General features: G+C 69.3%; 13 protein-coding genes. 8 read left to right on the forward strand and 5 right to left on the reverse strand.

Features of this window, described 5'->3' with window-relative positions:
* Window positions 1-3: 3 nt before the first annotated feature.
* Window positions 4-1,086 carry an HDOD domain-containing protein gene (locus ACVOMM_RS05335; protein WP_065181815.1) on the reverse strand — a complete coding sequence of 361 codons (1,083 nt, stop codon included), beginning with the start codon at window positions 1,084-1,086 and terminating at the stop codon, window positions 4-6.
* A gap of 280 nt (window positions 1,087-1,366) precedes the next feature.
* Here ACVOMM_RS05335 and ACVOMM_RS05340 point away from each other — a divergent pair, with 280 nt between their 5' ends.
* Window positions 1,367-2,464, forward strand: a complete 1,098-nt coding sequence (locus ACVOMM_RS05340; RefSeq protein ID WP_053519551.1) for a Glu/Leu/Phe/Val dehydrogenase dimerization domain-containing protein — start codon at window positions 1,367-1,369, stop codon at window positions 2,462-2,464.
* A gap of 58 nt (window positions 2,465-2,522) precedes the next feature.
* Here ACVOMM_RS05340 and ACVOMM_RS05345 read toward each other — a convergent pair whose 3' ends face one another.
* Complete coding sequence (locus tag ACVOMM_RS05345; protein ID WP_481525956.1) at window positions 2,523-5,351, reverse strand: S8 family serine peptidase; 2,829 nt, start codon at window positions 5,349-5,351, stop codon at window positions 2,523-2,525.
* 183 nt (window positions 5,352-5,534) lie between these two features.
* Between ACVOMM_RS05345 and ACVOMM_RS05350 the strand changes: the two genes are divergently transcribed.
* The 3 genes from ACVOMM_RS05350 to ACVOMM_RS05360 all read left to right on the forward strand — a co-directional run bounded on the left by ACVOMM_RS05350 (window position 5,535) and on the right by ACVOMM_RS05360 (window position 7,731).
* Entirely contained in the window at window positions 5,535-6,710 is a 1,176-nt protein-coding gene (locus ACVOMM_RS05350; protein WP_053519550.1) for a thiolase family protein, read from the forward strand.
* Window positions 6,711-6,832: 122 nt separating this feature from the next.
* The gene (locus tag ACVOMM_RS05355; protein ID WP_053519549.1) at window positions 6,833-7,174 is read left to right on the forward strand and encodes a hypothetical protein; all 342 of its coding nucleotides are present in this window, start codon (window positions 6,833-6,835) and stop codon (window positions 7,172-7,174) included.
* Window positions 7,175-7,320: 146 nt separating this feature from the next.
* Window positions 7,321-7,731: a hypothetical protein gene (locus ACVOMM_RS05360; protein ID WP_053519548.1), complete on the forward strand. Its 411-nt coding sequence runs from the start codon at window positions 7,321-7,323 to the stop codon at window positions 7,729-7,731.
* Between the two features lie 59 nt (window positions 7,732-7,790).
* Here ACVOMM_RS05360 and ACVOMM_RS05365 read toward each other — a convergent pair whose 3' ends face one another.
* Window positions 7,791-9,428, reverse strand: a complete 1,638-nt coding sequence (locus ACVOMM_RS05365) for an acyl-CoA dehydrogenase family protein (RefSeq protein WP_197571802.1) — start codon at window positions 9,426-9,428, stop codon at window positions 7,791-7,793.
* Between the two features lie 112 nt (window positions 9,429-9,540).
* Here ACVOMM_RS05365 and ACVOMM_RS05370 point away from each other — a divergent pair, with 112 nt between their 5' ends.
* From ACVOMM_RS05370 to pdeM, 4 genes are read left to right on the forward strand one after another with little or no spacing between them, the layout of a single operon-like run.
* Window positions 9,541-10,539: a ligase-associated DNA damage response exonuclease gene (locus tag ACVOMM_RS05370; RefSeq protein WP_197571803.1), complete on the forward strand. Its 999-nt coding sequence runs from the start codon at window positions 9,541-9,543 to the stop codon at window positions 10,537-10,539.
* Window positions 10,536-12,143 carry an ATP-dependent DNA ligase gene (locus ACVOMM_RS05375; RefSeq protein ID WP_459040162.1) on the forward strand — a complete coding sequence of 536 codons (1,608 nt, stop codon included), beginning with the start codon at window positions 10,536-10,538 and terminating at the stop codon, window positions 12,141-12,143. Before ACVOMM_RS05370 ends, ACVOMM_RS05375 begins: the two co-directional genes overlap by 4 nt.
* Window positions 12,140-14,605: a ligase-associated DNA damage response DEXH box helicase gene (locus ACVOMM_RS05380; protein WP_481525957.1), complete on the forward strand. Its 2,466-nt coding sequence runs from the start codon at window positions 12,140-12,142 to the stop codon at window positions 14,603-14,605. Before ACVOMM_RS05375 ends, ACVOMM_RS05380 begins: the two co-directional genes overlap by 4 nt.
* Entirely contained in the window at window positions 14,595-15,236 is a 642-nt protein-coding gene (gene pdeM / locus ACVOMM_RS05385) for a ligase-associated DNA damage response endonuclease PdeM (protein WP_481525958.1), read from the forward strand. Before ACVOMM_RS05380 ends, pdeM begins: the two co-directional genes overlap by 11 nt.
* A gap of 18 nt (window positions 15,237-15,254) precedes the next feature.
* Here pdeM and ACVOMM_RS05390 read toward each other — a convergent pair whose 3' ends face one another.
* The gene (locus ACVOMM_RS05390; protein ID WP_053519542.1) at window positions 15,255-15,527 is read right to left on the reverse strand and encodes a hypothetical protein; all 273 of its coding nucleotides are present in this window, start codon (window positions 15,525-15,527) and stop codon (window positions 15,255-15,257) included.
* A 178-nt stretch (window positions 15,528-15,705) separates the two neighbouring features.
* The gene (locus tag ACVOMM_RS05395; RefSeq protein ID WP_164153133.1) at window positions 15,706-16,974 is read right to left on the reverse strand and encodes an FAD-dependent oxidoreductase; all 1,269 of its coding nucleotides are present in this window, start codon (window positions 16,972-16,974) and stop codon (window positions 15,706-15,708) included.
* Between the last annotated feature and the right edge of the window lie 140 nt (window positions 16,975-17,114).

Consider the following 17,114-nt stretch of genomic DNA (forward strand, 5'->3'; position numbering starts at 1 on the left):
CGCTCAGTGTGCCCTGGCCTCGCCTTCATGCGGGGCGTCGTCCAGTGTTTCCACGCTGCGACCATGCAGGCGCCGCCAGATCCAGCGCAACGCATGGGGCGGTGCCGACGGCAGCTGCTCCAGCAGGGCCAGCATCCGGCCCTGGGTGGCGTGGCCATGCCGGCACAGCAGGCTCGCCGCCGCCGCTGCGCTGCCCAGCCGCAGGCTGTCGGACAGAGGGCCCGAGGCGTCGGCCGCCAGGGTCTGGTGTACCGGGTCGGGCAGCTCCCAGGCGGCGGCCACCCGCTGTGCCAGCGGCAACGACCACTGCTGCAGCAGCTGCAGGGCCAGGGCCGGCTGCACGTCCTCGCCGCGCGCCTGGGCTTCCTGCAGCAGCTGGCGCATCACCAGCGCCGCACCGAGTCCCTGCACCAGGCCCAGCCACTGCGCAGCGAAGGCATCGCCGGAGTTCACGCTGCGTGCGTGGTCGGCAGCAGCACGCGATGCCAGCAGGGCGTGCTCCCAGGTGATCGTGCTGAACTGCGGGAACCGCTCGCACTGAACCTGCATCACCGGCTGCACCAGCACCGCACTGATGATCTGCCGCACGCCTTCCGTGCCGACCAGGGTCACCGCCCGCTGCAGGCTCTCGACCGGGCGTTCGTGGACCTTGTACGCGGGACTGTTGGCGATGCGCAGCAGGTTGCCCGTGAGTACCGGATCCTGGCCGATGATCGCCGCCATCACCCGTGCCGAGGCGGCATCATCGTTGACGGTCTGGATCAGCTGCGGCAGCAGCTGCGGCCGGCGCGGCAGCTGCCGCGTCGCCCAGTCGCGATCCTGCAGCGCGTCCGCCACCGCCTGTGCCAGTCCGGCGCTGGCGGCATCGACAGGGCCGGGCTCGCCCGCCAGTCGCGGGTACAGCGCCAGCGCGTGCAGGCCACGCTGCAGCTGCGCGGCGATCTCTCCCGGGGGCACTGGGTCTCCCTGCAGGCGGGCAGCCGCAGCGGCCACCGCCTGACGCGGCCCCGCCGACAGACGCGACGGCGCCGCGCCGGTCAGCGACGCAAGCCAGCCGCGTACCCTGCGTGCCCAGGCCAGCGTCACCGGCCGTGATCCTGTCGATGTCGTACTGCGCTCGCCATGGCCCGTCTCTGTCTCTTCACACGATCCGGCCACTGGCCATCGACGCAGCATCGGCCGCGCTTTCATCTTCTTTAACCCGCAGTGCCCATCGACGTCGACGGCAGACACTCGGGGAATGGACTAGAATGGCGCCGCGCGACCCGTCCCCCTGCACCGACGACGTCGCTTTTTTTGTTTTGGGACCCTACCGTTCACTGGTCGTTCGCTGCAGTTCGCCGCCGTTCGCACCATCGGAGACGCCATGCTATTCGAAACCCTCGCCACCACCGGCCACGAACAGGTGGTGTTCTGCCACAGCCATGACGCCGGCCTGAAGGCGATCATCGCCATCCACAACACCACCCTGGGCCCGGCCCTGGGCGGCGTGCGCATGCGTCCCTATGCCAGCACCGACGAAGCGCTGGCCGACGTGCTGCGGCTGAGCCGGACGATGACCTACAAGAATGCGCTGGCCGGCCTCAATGTCGGTGGCGGCAAGGCGGTGATCATCGGCGATCCGAAAGCGGACAAGACCGAAGTCCTGTTCCGCGCCTTCGGTCGCTATGTCGATTCGCTGGGTGGCCGCTACATCACCGCCGAAGACGTCGGTACCGACGTCAACGACATGGAGAACATCTACCTGGAAAGCCAGTTCGTGACCGGCGTCCACCAGGTGCATGGCGGCTCCGGAGATCCCGCACCGTTCACCGCCTACGGCGCGCTGCAGGCGTTGATGGCGTCGATGCGTTTCAAGTTCGGCCACGAGGAAGTGGGCAAGACCAGCATCGCAGTGCAGGGCCTGGGCCACATCGGCATGGAACTGGTCAAGCTGCTGCGCGACCGCGGCGCGAAGCTGTATGTCACCGACCTGGACGCGGCCCTGGTCGATCGCGCAGTCAGCGATTTCGGCGCCGAAGCAGTGAAGCCGGACGAGATCCACGAAGTGAATGCCGACGTCTTCGCGCCGTGCGCGCTGGAAGGCTCGATCAATGCCGACACCCTGCCGCGGATCAAGGCCAAGATCATCTGTGGCACCGCCAACAACCAGCTGTCCAGCCTGGAAATCGGCGATGAACTGCACGCGCGCGGCATCCTGTACGCACCCGATTACGCGGTCAATGCCGGTGGCGTGATGAACGTGTCGCTGGAGATCGATGGCTACAACCGCGAGCGCGCGATGCGCCTGATCCGCAGCATCTACCACAACCTGACACGCATCTTTGAACTGTCGCAGCGCGAGAACATCGCGCCGCAACGTGCGGCCGACCGAATCGCCGAGAGCCGCATCCTGTCGATCGGCAAGCTGAAGATGCCGCTGGGCCGCAGCACCCCGCGCCTGGGCAATCTGCGCGGCGGTTGACCGCCCCTGCCGGGCCTCGGCACGGCGCCCCTCCGGGCGCCGGCAACCCCATGATGGATCAGAACCCGGCGCTGTAACGCAGCGCCGCTTGCCGTGCGTCATCACCGCCGAGACGCTGATCGATGCCCAGGCTCAGACGGCCACTCCGCCCCCACCACGACTCCAGCGCAAGCCCGAGCAGGGCGCTGCCACGCGGTGAGTCGGCACCTGGCAACGGTGCCCACGCGTCGACACCGACGAAGCTGGCCTGCCACTCCCCGGCGCCGCCCTGAAGGCGCTGCTGCCATTCGGCGTGCCCGCGCAGCGTCCAGCGTCCCCAGCCGCGCTCGCCGCGCAGCCCCGCCAGCAGTTGGCTGCGCTGCGTACGATTGGCTTCACCCCGCAGGCCGAAACCGAAGCCGCCGCGCTCGTTGAACGCCGCGGTATCCACCCGCGTGCCACTGGCACCGACATACGGTGTCAACGACGCGCCGACGGTGCCGAAGCGATAGCCGCTTTCGACACTGGCGCTGCTGAATCGACCGCCGTAGCGCGCGGAAACGCCGTAGGCACCTGCACCCAGCAGCAGCTGCCGGTCCAGTTCGCGGGTGAACCGCCCTGCGCCGAACTGCGCCAGTGCATAACCGCGCCCAACGCTCCAGCCGGCATACAGCTGCGCCTGCGCCTGGCGGTCCTGCCCGCGATCACCGTTGAAGGCACTGCCATCGTTGCTGCGTGTTTCACTGAACGCCATGCCCAGCAGGCCATGGCTGCCCAGCGGCACGTCCTGACCGGCCATCCAGCCCCGGCTGTCGGTGGCGCTGCCAGCGAAACTGCCCTGCCCTGCCTCGCCCAACGTGCTCTGCCAGGCACCGCGCAGCGCAGGCAGAGCCTGCACGCGATCGAAACGGGCGGCCACCGCGCGTCGCGACATGTCGATGCTGTCGAAGGTCGCCGCCTCGGCACGCGCGTGGGCCTTGCCGGACAGGCTCTCCAGCGTGGCCGCCAGGCCCGTGCTGCGCTGCAGGCCGGCCGCTGCACCACCGAATGGCGAATCCTGCAACGCGTGGTTGCCGTCCAGTTCGACGAACGCGCCTTCCAGCCGCGCCGCAGTTGTCTGCACACCGGCATCGAGCCCACGCGCAGCGGCGGTGACACTGATCCGGGTCAGGTTCAACCATGCGTTGTTGCTGTCATAGCCATAGCTGGTCTGCAGCAGGGCCAGCCCCTGCAGGCCACTGGATGTGGCCGCGGTGCTGAAGGTGCCGGTCAGGCCGGCTGCAGCATGGATCAGATCCTGCCGGGTACCGTCCTGCGGCACGTAGCCATCGACGAATCCGTGGACGTGCACGCCACCGTCCAGACGGGCGCTGCCGGTGACCTGCAGCGCGTTGGCCCCCAGCGCGATCATCAGCTGTGCGCCGGCCTGCTGCACGTAGTTGCCTTCGATGGTCGCCGTGGTATTGGCGGTGGTCAGGAACACGCTGCTGCCGTTGGTCACGTTGCCGACCACGCGGGGCGTGCCGCCATTGAACTGCAGGCCGCTGGATGATGGATCGGCCTGCGGCAGGATGCTCACGCCGGAACGGATCACGCCGCCATCGCGCAGCGACAGCACACCGCCTTCGATGCGGGTGGCACCGCTGTAGCTGCTGTTGCCGGTCAACGCCAGCACGCCGGCGCCCTGCTTGACCAGGCCGCCACTGCCGACGATGTCGTTGCTCCAGACCGAACCGGTGGATGCTGCGTCGACATTGGCAACCACGTCGCCCCAGTCGAAACGTCCCGGCCCGTTGATGGCCCTGCCGATGTCGAGCAGCCCGTAGCCGAACACCGGGTCCACGCCGGGGGCGCCGATGTCCTTGGCCGTGCCGAGCAGGGTCTGCCGTACCAGGTTGTTGTCGAAGTACGGATACCGCTCCCACACCAGCGCGGCCGCGCCCGACACCAGAGGTGCGGCGAAGGACGTGCCGTAGTTCCAGAAATAGCTGGTGCCCGCGTCATCCGGATAGACCGCGCTGCCGGGCGCCGCCAGACAGTAGCGTGCCGCCTGGCCGCAGGCGTTGGCGTAACCGGCCAGCGTGTCCGGCGCGTAGGGATCGACGGCCGTGGCCACCAGCCAGCCGCGCTCCAGATCCGCAGCCGGCCGCGAGCCTGCCACGCCCGCCTGACCCGGCAATGCCGCCAGGCTGCTGGGCTCGCTGCGCGCGTCGTTGCCCGCGGCGAACACCACCAGCCCGCCGTGATTGATGACGAAAGGCCGGTACTCGCCGGCGACCTGGGCGGTGGTGGGCAGGTCGGTCCAGTACAGACCGCCCCAGGAATTGTTCATCACCTTGACGTTGTAGCTGATCAGGTCGCGGTGCACCTGGGCCACGCCGAGGGTGCCGCTGAAGGAATTGCCCTGGCCGCTGCCGTCGTCCGCCGGCGGCTTGTCAGAGATGATCCGCGCCGACACGATCTGCGCACCGGGCGCGATGCCGCCGGGCCAGCGCCCGACCGCTGCGCCCGCGGCCAGGCTGGCGACGGCAGTGCCATGGCCGACCACATCGTCCACGCCCAGATTGTTGCGGGCAGGGTCGATGTAGGTGAGGTTGGCCACTACCCGCCCGTTCAACGCGGCGGCCGCGCGCTGCACGCCCGAATCGACGATGCCGATGCGCACGCCCCTGCCGGTGGCACCGGTGGCCTGCGCGGCACCCGCATGGGTGACCGACAGGTGCGCATCGAAGGCCGGCTCCAGCGGTTTGGGCGGGGGCGGCGTGGTCGGCGGCGGCGGTGCAGGCGGCGGCGTGGTGGGCGGCGGGTCAACGCGCACGTTGCCACCGCCACCTCCGCCCCCACACGCCGTCAGCGCCATCGCCAGCGCCGCTGCCAGGACCGACCGTGCCATCGTCGTGCGTTCCATCGATTCCATCCCATGAACGTTGGCCCGCCTTCATCCCGGCGGGCATGCGGCGCCATCCAGCGGCAGCCATCCCCGACCCTCTATACTTGGGCCGACCCCCACGCAGTCTGCCGGGAAACCGGAGCGCATCCAACGCCCCCCGGTCTCCTTTCCGAACATTGCTTACGCATCAACGAGATTGCCATGTCCAACATCGTCATCGCCGCCGCCAAACGCACCGCCATCGGCTCCTTCCTCGGCCAGTTCAACGGTGTGCCGACCCCGACCCTCGGCGCGGCCGCCATCGCCGCAGCGCTGGAGCAGTCCGGTGTCCCGGCCAGCGACGTTTCCGAAGTCCTGATGGGCTGCGTGCTGCCGGCCAACCTTGGCCAGGCGCCCGCCCGCCAGGCCGCGATCGCCGCCGGCATCCCGCTGTCCGTCGGTGCCAGCACCCTCAACAAGGTGTGCGGCTCGGGCATGAAGACCATCATGCTCGGGCATGACCTGATCAAAGCCGGTTCGGCCAAGGTCGTGGTTGCCGGCGGCATGGAGTCGATGTCCAATGCGCCGCACCTGCTGCCCAACTCGCGCACCGGCAACCGCTTCGGCAACTTCCAGGCGGTGGACCACATGGCCCACGATGGCCTGGTCAACGCCTACGACGGCAAGGCCATGGGTGAATTCGCCGAGTGCGCCGTGGACAAGTACCAGTTCAGCCGCGAGGAGCAGGACGCCTACGCCATCGAATCGGTCAAGCGCGCGCAGGCGGCGCAGGCCAACGGTGCGTTCGCCGACGAGATCGTCGCGGTGAAGGTGGCCACCCGCAAGGGTGAGGTCGAGGTCGACACCGATGAACAGCCCGGCCGCTCGGACATCGCCAAGATTCCGACCCTGCGCCCGGCGTTCAAGAAGGACGGCAGCGTGACCGCTGCCAGCTCGTCCAGCATTTCCGACGGCGCCGCCGCCGTGGTGCTGCTGACCGAGGAAGACGCCAAGGCCCGCGGCATCACCCCGCTGGCACGCATCGTCGGCCACGCCACGCATTCGCAGGAGCCGGAGTGGTTCACCACCGCACCGATCGGCGCCATCCACGCATTGCTGCAGAAGACCGGCTGGTCGCTGGACCAGGTGGATCTGTTCGAAATCAACGAAGCCTTCGCCGTGGTGGCGATGGCCCCGATGCGCGAACTGGGCATTCCCCACGACAAGCTCAACGTGAATGGTGGGGCCTGCGCATTGGGGCATCCGATCGGCGCATCCGGGGCACGCCTGGTGGTGACCCTGGTCAACGCCCTGCGCACGCGCGGTGGCAAGCGCGGCATTGCCACCCTGTGCATCGGTGGTGGCGAGGCGACCGCAATTGCCATCGAATTGATTTAAAAAGGTTTAACTGCGATTTCGCAAAAATGAATGCGGGATCGCTTGACAGCCAAACGTGGCTTGTCATCATGTTGTCGGCGCGCAGTTGCGCGTTGCCTAATCTAACGACGAGGATTCACACAATGAGCATCAACAAGCTGCTGGTCGCGATGTCCCTGGCTCTGGCCCTGGCCGCCTGCTCGAAGCAGGAAGCTGCCCAGGACGCCGCTGCTTCGGCCAACGAAGCCGCCACCGAAGCCCAGGCTGCTGCCGATCAGGCCGCCGCTGCTGGCGCCCAGACCGCCGACGCTGCCCAGCAGGCCGCCGACACCGCCGCCACCGCTGCTGACGCTTCGGCTGACGCCGCTGCCCAGGCTGCTGGCGCCGCTACCGACGCTGCTGCTGAACAGGCCAAGGACGCTGCCAAGGCTGCCGAAGGCACCGCCGAGCAGGCCAAGGACGCTGCTGAAGAAGCCAAGAAGTAATAACTTCTTTCTTCACGCTGTTCTGGAAAAGCCGCTGGTTCGCCAGCGGCTTTTTCTTTGCATCGCGTTCCGCGACCCCGCCTTCACAAGGGCGTGAATAGGCTGGCGTCCCCATCCATTGCCGCAGTGCACTACCGGAGACCGCCATGAAGATCCGCTCGCTGACCCTGTCCCTGCTGGCCGCTTCGCTGCTGATCGGCCTGGCCGCCTGCAAGGGGCCGGAAGCCGAACAGGCCCGCCAGGATGCGCGGCAGGCTGCCGACAGCGCAGGCGCCGCCGCCCGTGACGCAGTCGACCAGGCCGCCGCAGCTACCCGCGAGGCCGCCGACAAGACGGCAGCTGCATCCGAGCAGGCGGCGGCCGATACCCAGCAGGCGCTGGACAAGGCGGCCGACGCTACCGCCAATGCTGCTGACCAGGCCAAGGTCGCCGCCACCGACGCCGCTGCACACGCCAGCGATGCGACCGCGGACGCCGCACAGAAGGTCGCCGACAAGGCGCGTGATGTCGCAAATGACGCGAAGGCGAACGCGGCCAAGGAAGAAGCCAAGCACTGAGCCGCGTCCGGTACTGCAGAGCGCCGCAGCCACGCTGCGGCGCTCTACAGAATTCCACGCTACGGCAGCGCGCGCGCCAGGATTTCCGACAGGTCCAACCCGGCCGGCAGGGTGCCGAACACCCATCCATGTTCACCGCCGAGCCGGCTGCGGATGAACGCATCCGCCACCGGACTGCGTGCACGCAGCAGCAGCGCCGCCTGCAGCAGCAATGCGGTGCGCTCGCAGAACATCCGCGCCTGCGACTCTTCCGGTGCCGGGGTCGTTACCCAGCGCTGCAGCGCAGCGGCATAGCGCGCATCGCGATCAGCCACCGCCGACAGCTCGCCCTGCAGTGCGGCCAGCGTCTCCGGTTCGCGGGCCAGTGCCCGCAGCACATCCAGGCACTGGATGTTGCCGCTGCCTTCCCAGATCGAGTTCAGCGGCGCCTGCCGGTACAGGCGCGGCAGCATTGATTCCTCCACATAGCCCGCGCCGCCCAGGCATTCCTGCGCCTCGTTGACGAAGGTCGCCGCCCGCTTGCACACCCAGTATTTGCCCAGCGCCGTGCCCAGCCTGGCCAGCGCCGCCTCGCCGGCATCGAAGGACGCACGGTCCACCGCACGCGCGATGCGCATCGACAGCACCGTCGCCGCTTCCGATTCCAGTGCGAGGTCGGCCAGCACGTTGGCCATCAACGGATGCTCCACCAGCAACCGGCCGAAGGTGCGGCGGTAGCGGGCATGGTGCAGCGCCTGCGCCAGCGCCATGCGCATTTCCGCTGCGGCACCCAGCATGCAGTCCAGGCGGGTCATCATCACCATGCCGATGATGGTGGCCACGCCACGCCCCTCTTCGCCCACCCGCCACGCCTGCGCGCCGCAGAACTCGACTTCGCTGGACGCGTTGGCCCAATCGCCCAGTTTGTCCTTCAGCCGCACCAGGCGGAATGCATTGCGGTCGCCATCGGCAAGCCGGCGCGGCATCAGCAGACAGGTCAGTCCGCCCGGTGCCTGCGCCAGCACGAGGAAGCCATCGCACATGGGTGCCGAGAAGAACCACTTGTGGCCGACCAGCCGATAGCGCTCGCCGTCGATGGGCTCTGCTCGCGTGGTGTTGGCGCGCACATCCGAGCCCCCCTGCTTCTCGGTCATGCCCATGCCCAGGGTGATGCCGGCCTTGTCGGCCACCGGTACGTCGCGCGGGTCGTACACCGGTGCGGCGGCCTTGCGCGCCCATTCGGCCAGGTTCGGCTGCGACCGCAGCACCGCTACCGCCGCATGGGTCATCGTCAACGGGCAACTGGTACCCGCCTCGGCCTGGTGGTGCAGATAGCTCAGCGCCGCGCGTGCAACATGCGCACCCGGCTGCGGCTCATGCCAGGACAGGCCGGCCACGCCATGCGCCTTCGCGGCGGTCATCAGCTGGTGGTAGGCCGGATGGAACTCCACCGTATCGATGCGATGCCCCTGCGCGTCATGGGTGCGCAGGCGCGGGCGGTCGCGGTTGGCATCGAATCCGAGCCGGTACAGCTCGTCACCGGCCAGCGCACCGTACTGCGCCAGGCGCGGGACGAAGGCTGCGGCGCCTTCGCGATGCACCGCCTCCATCAACGCTGCGTCATCGGTGAACAGCTGGCGCCCGGCGAACGGTGGCGGCTGATTGAGCACCACATGGGTCTCGAAGGGGGCAGTGCTGCTGAAACCCGGTCCACTCATGCGATCCATCCGGCGGCAAGAGGTATGCGATCCGATTGTGCCGCATGCTGCGCCAAGCCCGCGTTCAGGCCGGTTCTCACCCCGTGCACGAGCCGCGCGCCACAGTGCAGCCATGGCAGGCAACGACGATCTTGTGGTGCTGCGCCCGGAAGGGCTGTACTGCGCTGCTGGCGATTTCCACATCGATCCCTGGCGGCCGGTGCCGCGCGCGGTCATCACCCATGGCCATGGTGACCACGCGCGCCCGGGCATGGGCGAATACCACTGCAGCACGGGCAGCGCGCCGATCCTGCGCTGGCGGCTGGGCGACGTGCCGCTGCACGCGCATGCCGAGGGCGCACCCTTTGCGCTGGGCCGGGTGCAGGTGTCGCTGCATCCGGCCGGTCATGTGCTCGGCTCCTCGCAGGTGCGCATCGATGATGGCCGGCAGGTGTGGGTCGCCTCCGGTGACTACAAGCGCCAGCCCGACCCCACCTGTACGCCGTTCGAAGTGGTGCCCTGCGATACCTTCATCACCGAGGCGACCTTCGCCCTGCCCATCTACCGCTGGCCGGACACCGCAGCCGTGGCTGCCGAGATCGCGTCCTGGCGCGAGGAATGCGCGCAGCGCGGTGAAGCCGCCGTCCTGCTCTGCTATGCATTGGGCAAGGCCCAGCGCGTGCTGGCCGAGCTGCTGGCACGGGGCGAACCGCCGGCATGGCTGCACGGTGCCATCGCCAATGGCGTGGCCGTCTATCGCGCTGCGGGCATCCCGATGCTGGACGCGATCGCCGTCGCCGAACAGGGGCGCCAGGCCGATGCGGCCGGACGGCTGATCCTCGCCCCGCCCTCGGCCGCCGGCACGCCCTGGCTGCGCCGCTTCGGGCGCCACCAGCTGGGTTTCGCCTCCGGTTGGATGCAGCTGCGCGGAAACCGCCGGCGCCGCAACGTCGATCGTGGCTTCGTGATTTCCGACCACGCCGACTGGCCCGCGTTGCTGCGTACCATCGAGCAGACCGGCGCACGCCGCGTCATCGCGACGCATGGCAACACCGATGCGCTGATTCCGTTCCTGCGCGAACGCGGCGTCGCCGCGGAGGCTTTCCGCACCGATTTCGGGAGCGAGGAATGAAGGCCTTCGCCGCGCTGTACCAACGCCTCGATCGCAGCACCGCCACGCTGGACAAGCGCGCGGCGCTGGTCGATTACTTCCGTCACGCGCGACCGCACGATGCGGCCTGGGCCCTGTTCCTGCTCAGTGGTGGCAAGGTCGGGGGGGCGCGCCGGAAGATCGCTGCCAGCGGCGAGCTGCGCCGCTGGATCGGCGAGGAAGCCGGACTGCCTGCGTGGCTGGTCGAGGACAGCTATGCGCAGGTCGGCGATCTGGCGGAGACACTGACCCTGCTGCTGGACGACCCAACGGCAATGGCGCCGGACCGCCCTCTGGCCGACTGGATCGAACAGCATCTGCTGGCCGTGGCCAATCAGCCCGAGCCCGAGCGACGTGCAGCCGTGGTCGAGGGCTGGCGCCAGCTGCCCGCGAACGAACGCCTGGTGTTCAACAAGCTGCTGACCGGTGCACTGCGCGTCGGCGTGTCGCAGCGGCTGGTCCAGCAGGCACTGGCCGAACTGTCCGGGCTGGACATCGCGCGCATCGCGCAGCGCATGCTGGGCACCTGGGTGCCCTCGCCCACCCTGCTCGCACAGTTGCTGTCGCCGGAAGAACTGCCGCTGGACCGTCAGCAGCCGTATCCGTTCTTCCTCGCTTCGCCGCTGGAAGGTGAGCCCGGTGATCGCCTGGGCAGCATCGACGACTGGCTGCTGGAATGGAAATGGGACGGCATCCGCCTGCAGCTGCTGCGTCGTCGCGGCGAGGTGGCGCTGTGGTCGCGTGGCGAAGAGCGCCTGGACGGCCGGTTCCCCGAGATCGAGCAGGCCGCCGCACTGCTGCCGGACGGATCGGTGCTGGATGGCGAACTGCTGGCCTGGGATGAGCCGGCCGATCTTCCGAAAGCCTTCACCGCCCTGCAGACCCGCATCCAGCGCCGCAAGCCGGGCGCCACCACGCTGCGTACGACGCCGGTGCGGATGCTGGCCTACGACCTGCTCGAACGCGACGGCAACGACCTGCGCGCATTGCCGCTTCAGCAGCGGCGCGTGCAGCTGGCGGAACTGCTCGGCACGCTCGGCGATGCGCGCATCCAGCTGTCGCCGGAGGTGCCCGCCGGGGACTGGGCACGGGCGGCCGCGCTGCGCGACGCCGCGCGCGAGCGCGGCGTGGAGGGCCTGATGCTGAAGCGCCGCAGCTCGGCGTACCAGTCCGGCCGGCGCCGTGGTGACTGGTGGAAGTGGAAGGTCGATCCACTCACCATCGACGCCGTGCTGCTGTACGCACAGGCCGGCCATGGCCGGCGCAGCACGCTGTACACCGATTACACCTTCGGCGTATGGGACGGCGATGCGCTGGTTCCGGTGGCCAAGGCCTACTCGGGCCTGGACGATCAGGAAATCCTCGCCCTCGATCGCTGGATCCGCGCCAACACCCGCGAGCGCTTCGGACCGGTACGCAGCGTCCGCGCCGAGCAGGTGTTCGAACTCGGCTTCGAGGCGGTCAACCGCAGTGCACGGCACAAATCAGGAATCGCCGTGCGTTTTCCGCGCATCCTGCGCTGGCGCCACGACAAGCCGGCCAGCGAGGCCGATCAGCTGGCGACGCTGCAGGCCCTGGCACGATGACGCGGAGCGAGGCCCTGCAGCGGCTGAACGGCTGGTTTGCCAGCCGCGGCTGGAAACCCCTGCCCTTCCAGCGCGCCATGTGGCGTCACTACCTGGCGGGCGAATCGGGCCTGCTGCATACCCCCACCGGCAGCGGCAAGACGCTGGCGATGTTCGGCGGACCGCTGCTGCAGGCGATGATCGCGCCCGCGCCCGCGCCCGCACCCGCCCGCCCCAGCGCGGTGCGCCCATTGCAGGTGCTGTGGGTGACCCCGCTGCGTGCCCTGGCCAGCGACACCGCACGCGCACTGCAATCGGCCGTCGATGGCCTGGGCCTGGGGTGGCGCGTGGGCCTGCGCAGCGGCGACGCCAGCCAGCGCGAGCGGCGCCTGGCGCGCGAAGGGCGCATCGACGTGCTGGTGACCACGCCCGAATCACTGGCACTGCTGCTCACCTACCCCGATACCCTGCCACGCATGCATCAGCTGCGCTGCGTGGTGGTCGACGAATGGCATGAACTGCTGGGCAACAAGCGCGGCGTGCTGCTGCAGCTGAATCTTGCACTGCTGCGCGACACCACGCCTGCGTTGCAGCTGTGGGGATTGTCGGCCACGCTGGGCAATCTGCCGCAGGCGCGCGACGTGCTGCTGCCGGACAGGCCGGATGCACCCATCGTCGAAGGCGCGCGCCAGCGTCCGGTCACCGTCAGCAGCCTGCTGCCGGCACCGGGCGAGCGCTTTCCCTGGGCCGGACATCTTGGCCTGGCGCAGCTTCCGCGCGTGCTGGAAGCGCTGATGACCGCGCGCAGCAGTCTGCTGTTCACCAACACGCGGGCGCAGGCCGAACTGTGGCACCAGGCGCTGGCGGCGGTGTGGCCGGAGGATGCCGCCACGCTGGCGCTGCACCACGGTTCGCTGGACCCCGCACTGCGTCAGCAGGTGGAAGACGGCCTGCGCGCCGGTGCGATGCGCTGCGTGGTTGCCACCTCCAGCCTGGATCTGGGCGTCGATTTTCCCGAAGTGGACCAGGTACTGCAGCTCGGCAGCCCGAAGGGCGTGGCGCGGCTGCGCCAGCGCGCCGGCCGTGCCAGGCATCGCCCCGGCGCCAGCGGCAGAATCCTGTGCGTGCCCAGCCATGCGCTGGAACTGGCCGAGTACGCCGCCGTCCGCCGCGCGCTGCGCGACGGCGTGGTTGAAGCCAGGCGACCGCCAACCCTGTCGCTGGACGTGCTCGCCCAGCATGCGGTCAGCCGCGCGTTGGCGGGGGGATTCACCAGCCGCTCGCTGCTGGCGCAGGTGAGGCGCACGCACGCATTCGCGCACCTGGGCGACGCGCAATGGCAGGCTGTCCTGGACTTCATCGTGCAGGGGGGACGGGCACTGGCCCAGTACCCGGACTTCCACAAGGTGGTGCTCGACGCGGACGGCTACCATCGCGTGCACGACCGCCGCCAGGCCCTGCGCCATCGCTTGTCGATCGGCACCATCAGCAGCGATGGCGCCGTGCGTGTGCAGTTCCTGCGCGGCGGTGGCCTCGGCTCGGTGGAAGAACAGTTCGCCAGCCGCCTGCGCAGAGGCGATCGATTCCAGTTCGCCGGGCGCATGCTGGAGCTGGTGCAGCTGCGCGACATGACCGCCTATGTGCGCCTGGCCCGCAAGGGCGGTGAAGGCACCGTCCCGCGCTGGCAGGGCGGCCAGCTGCCCCTGTCGATGCCGCTCGGGCGCGAGCTGGAAGCGGTGCTGTCCGGCGCGGACGACAGCGCCGAGTCGCGCTGGCTGGCCCCCCTGATGGCACTGCAGTCACGCCTGTCTGCCCGGCCATCGCCCGCGCACGTGCTGCTGGAGGACGTCCGGCGCCGCGAAGGCCAGTTCGTGTTCGTCTATCCCTTTGCCGGGCGCCACATCCACGAGGCACTGGCGGCGTTGCTGGCGCTGCGCTGCACGCGCCGGCAGCGCAACAGCATCGGCTATGCCGTCAATGACCACGGGCTGGTGCTGGCACCGACGCAGCCGATCGAGCTGCAGGCGGAGCAATGGAAGGAACTGTTCGCGGCCGATCAGCTGCTTGAGGACCTGCGTGCCGCCGTCAATCTGGGCGAGCTCGCGCGACGCCAGTTCCGCGGAATCGCACGCGTCGCTGGCCTGCTGGTACCCAGCCTGCCCGGTGGCGCGCCGCGCTCGCTGCGCCAGCTGCAGGCCTCGGCCGGACTGCTGTACGACGTGCTGCGCGAGCACGACCCCGAGCATCTGCTGCTGGCATTGGCCGAGCATGAAGTGCTGCAGGACAGCCTGGATCTGCCGGGCCTGCAGCAGGTGCTCGAACGCATCGGCACGCAGTCACTGTCACTGCAGCATCCCGCCTCGCTGACACCGCTGGGCTTCCCGCTGTGGGCCGAGCGCCTGCGAGGACAGTTCAGCAATGAAGACTGGCGCACCCGCGTGCTGCGTGCCGCACAGCAGCTGGAGAGACGCCATGGCCGATGAGCTGGCCGTGACGCTGGGCGGTGAACCCATGCTGCTGCTCGGTGCGCGCGCACTGTGGTGGCCGGCCCGGCAGGCCTTGCTGATCGCCGACCTGCACCTGGGCAAGGCCGACCTGTTCCGCCGCGCCGGCATCGCGCTGCCGTCCGGCGGCACCCGCGAAGACCTGCAGCGCCTGCAGAGGCTGGTGCAGGCAAGGGCTTGCCGCGAGCTGTGGATACTGGGCGATGTGCTGCATGGGCCGGCGCATCGTGCGGCGTGGTACCGGCAATGGCTGGGATGGCGAGAGCAGCACTCCGCGCTGGCGGTGCATGTGATACGCGGCAATCATGATCGGCACCTGCCGCACGCGGCGCTGCAGGTGGAGCTGCATGAGGAGGTGCAACTGGGCGCGTTCCTGCTGTGCCATGAACCACGGCACATGCCCGCGGCGCACGTCATTGCCGGCCATATCCATCCGCAGATCGCACTGCCGGCGCTGCGCCGCCGCTTTCCGGCGTTCTGGCTCCGCGAAGGATTGACGGTGCTGCCGGCATTCTCCGCCTTCACCGGCGGCTGGATCATCGCACCGGCGCAGGGTGAACGGCGCATCGCCTGTGTCGAACAGGGTCTGGTGGCGATGCCTGGCCGGTAAGGCCAGCGGGCGCGACAGTCAGGCCGGCCGGACGCCCGCCAGCGCCGGCATCAGATGGAAATCGGGCGTGTCGTTGCTCTGCCGGCGCGGCAGTGCCTGGACGGCCGACAGCATTTCCTGCGCGCAGGCGCGGATGTGCGTGTGGTGTTCCGGCAGCGCATGACTGATCAGGCTGCCCACATGGAACTCGAACACATCCTCCAGAACGTCGGGCTGGTCCTCGTGCAGCATCTGCAGCAATCCCCGCAGCTTGCAGATTTCCGATTCCAGCTCTTCGACCGCGAACAACATGGCGTCCTCCTCGTGAACTCGCAGCACATCCGGGCCGCAGCAGGCCGCGACGGCGGCGCCACCCGGGCCACGCGATGTTCGAATCACGGAGAGGAAAACGGGCGACGCAGCTGTGGCGTGCTTCACTCTTGTCGCACAGACGCAGTGAGGTAACCGTTAATTCACGTGATGATGTGATTCACGCAGCCGCCGTGGCAGCCTGCGTGGCACGCGCAACGGGCGGCCGGGCCAGGGCTTCGAGGAAGGCTGGATCCAGAGCAAGCGAACCGAACCAGCCGTGCTGGGTTCCACTGAGCACCCGCAGCATGTGCCCGCGTCCCCCCGGCAGCCGCCCCATCGGGCCAAGCAGCGCGTCGCGCGCCTTGGCCCACGCATCGCGATCGGACTGGAACAGCGGCGTCAGCCAGCGGCTCCAGCGCTGGTACACCGCCACATGCGCACGTCGCTGCGCCTGGTAAGCCTGCAGTGCCGTCTCACCAGCGCCATGCACACGCAGCGCGTCTCGCAGCGCCAGCGCATCGAGCAGCGCCATGTTCACCCCCTGCCCCAGCTGCGGGCTCATCGCGTGCGCTGCATCGCCGACCAGGACCATGCGCCCCTGATGCCAACGGGTCATCACCGCATCGCGGTAAACCGCCCGGGACAGCTGTCCGGCATCGTGCAGGTGATCGAAGCGTGCGCTGGCCTCGGGCCAGAGCGCATGCAGTTCCTGCAGCCACGGTTGCATGCCTTCATCTTCCCAACGCGCGAAGTCGGCGCGTGGCAGGCTCCAGAAAAAACTCAGGCGCGGGGTGTCATCACCCGGACGCGTGCCCACCGGCAACAGGCCGATCATCTTGCGCGCGGCGACGTAGCGTTGGCGCAGCTGCTGCACGTGCGGCCACTCTCCGGCCGGCAGCAGGCACCACAATGCGCCCCACGGATAGACGCGGTCGAGGCCAGCGCCGCCGGCAATGGTCGCGCGCAGGGACGACGCTGCGCCGTCGGCCGCCACTACCAGGTCAAACGGGCCATGGGTGCGGCCTTCGTTGTCGCGCAGTTGCCCCCGCGCGGTATCGACCGCGTCGATGGTGGTCCCCGCATGCAGTTGGCCGGCGCCATCGCGGGCCTGGTCCAGCAGCGAGAACAGGGCGCCGCGCTGCATGCCCAGACCGTGCAGGCGGACATCGAGGCCGCCATAGCCCATGTCCATCACCGCACGTCCGCACGGCGTGTCGCCATAAAGCCGATGCACCGGCGCGGCATGCGCGCGCACGGCCTCCAGCAGTCCCATCTGCCACAGCACCTGCAGGCCGCTGGGCTGCAACAGGAAACCGGCGCCGACCGGCCCAGGGGTCGGCACGCGCTCGAAGATCTCAACGTCGTGCCCGTCGCGGGTCAGCAGGATGGCCATCGCCTGGCCAGCGGTGCCGTATCCAATCACGGCAATGCGAAGTCGTTCCGTCATCCGCACATTGTGCCCCAGCCGGATCCGGATCGTTCTCCAAGCCGCGGGGGGGGGGGGGGGGGGGGGGGGGGGGGGGGGGGGGGGGGCGGGGGGGGGGGGGGGGGGGGGGGGGGGGGGGGGGGCGGGCGGGGGGGGGGCCG

This window comes from Stenotrophomonas sp. STEN009 (assembly GCF_056760395.1).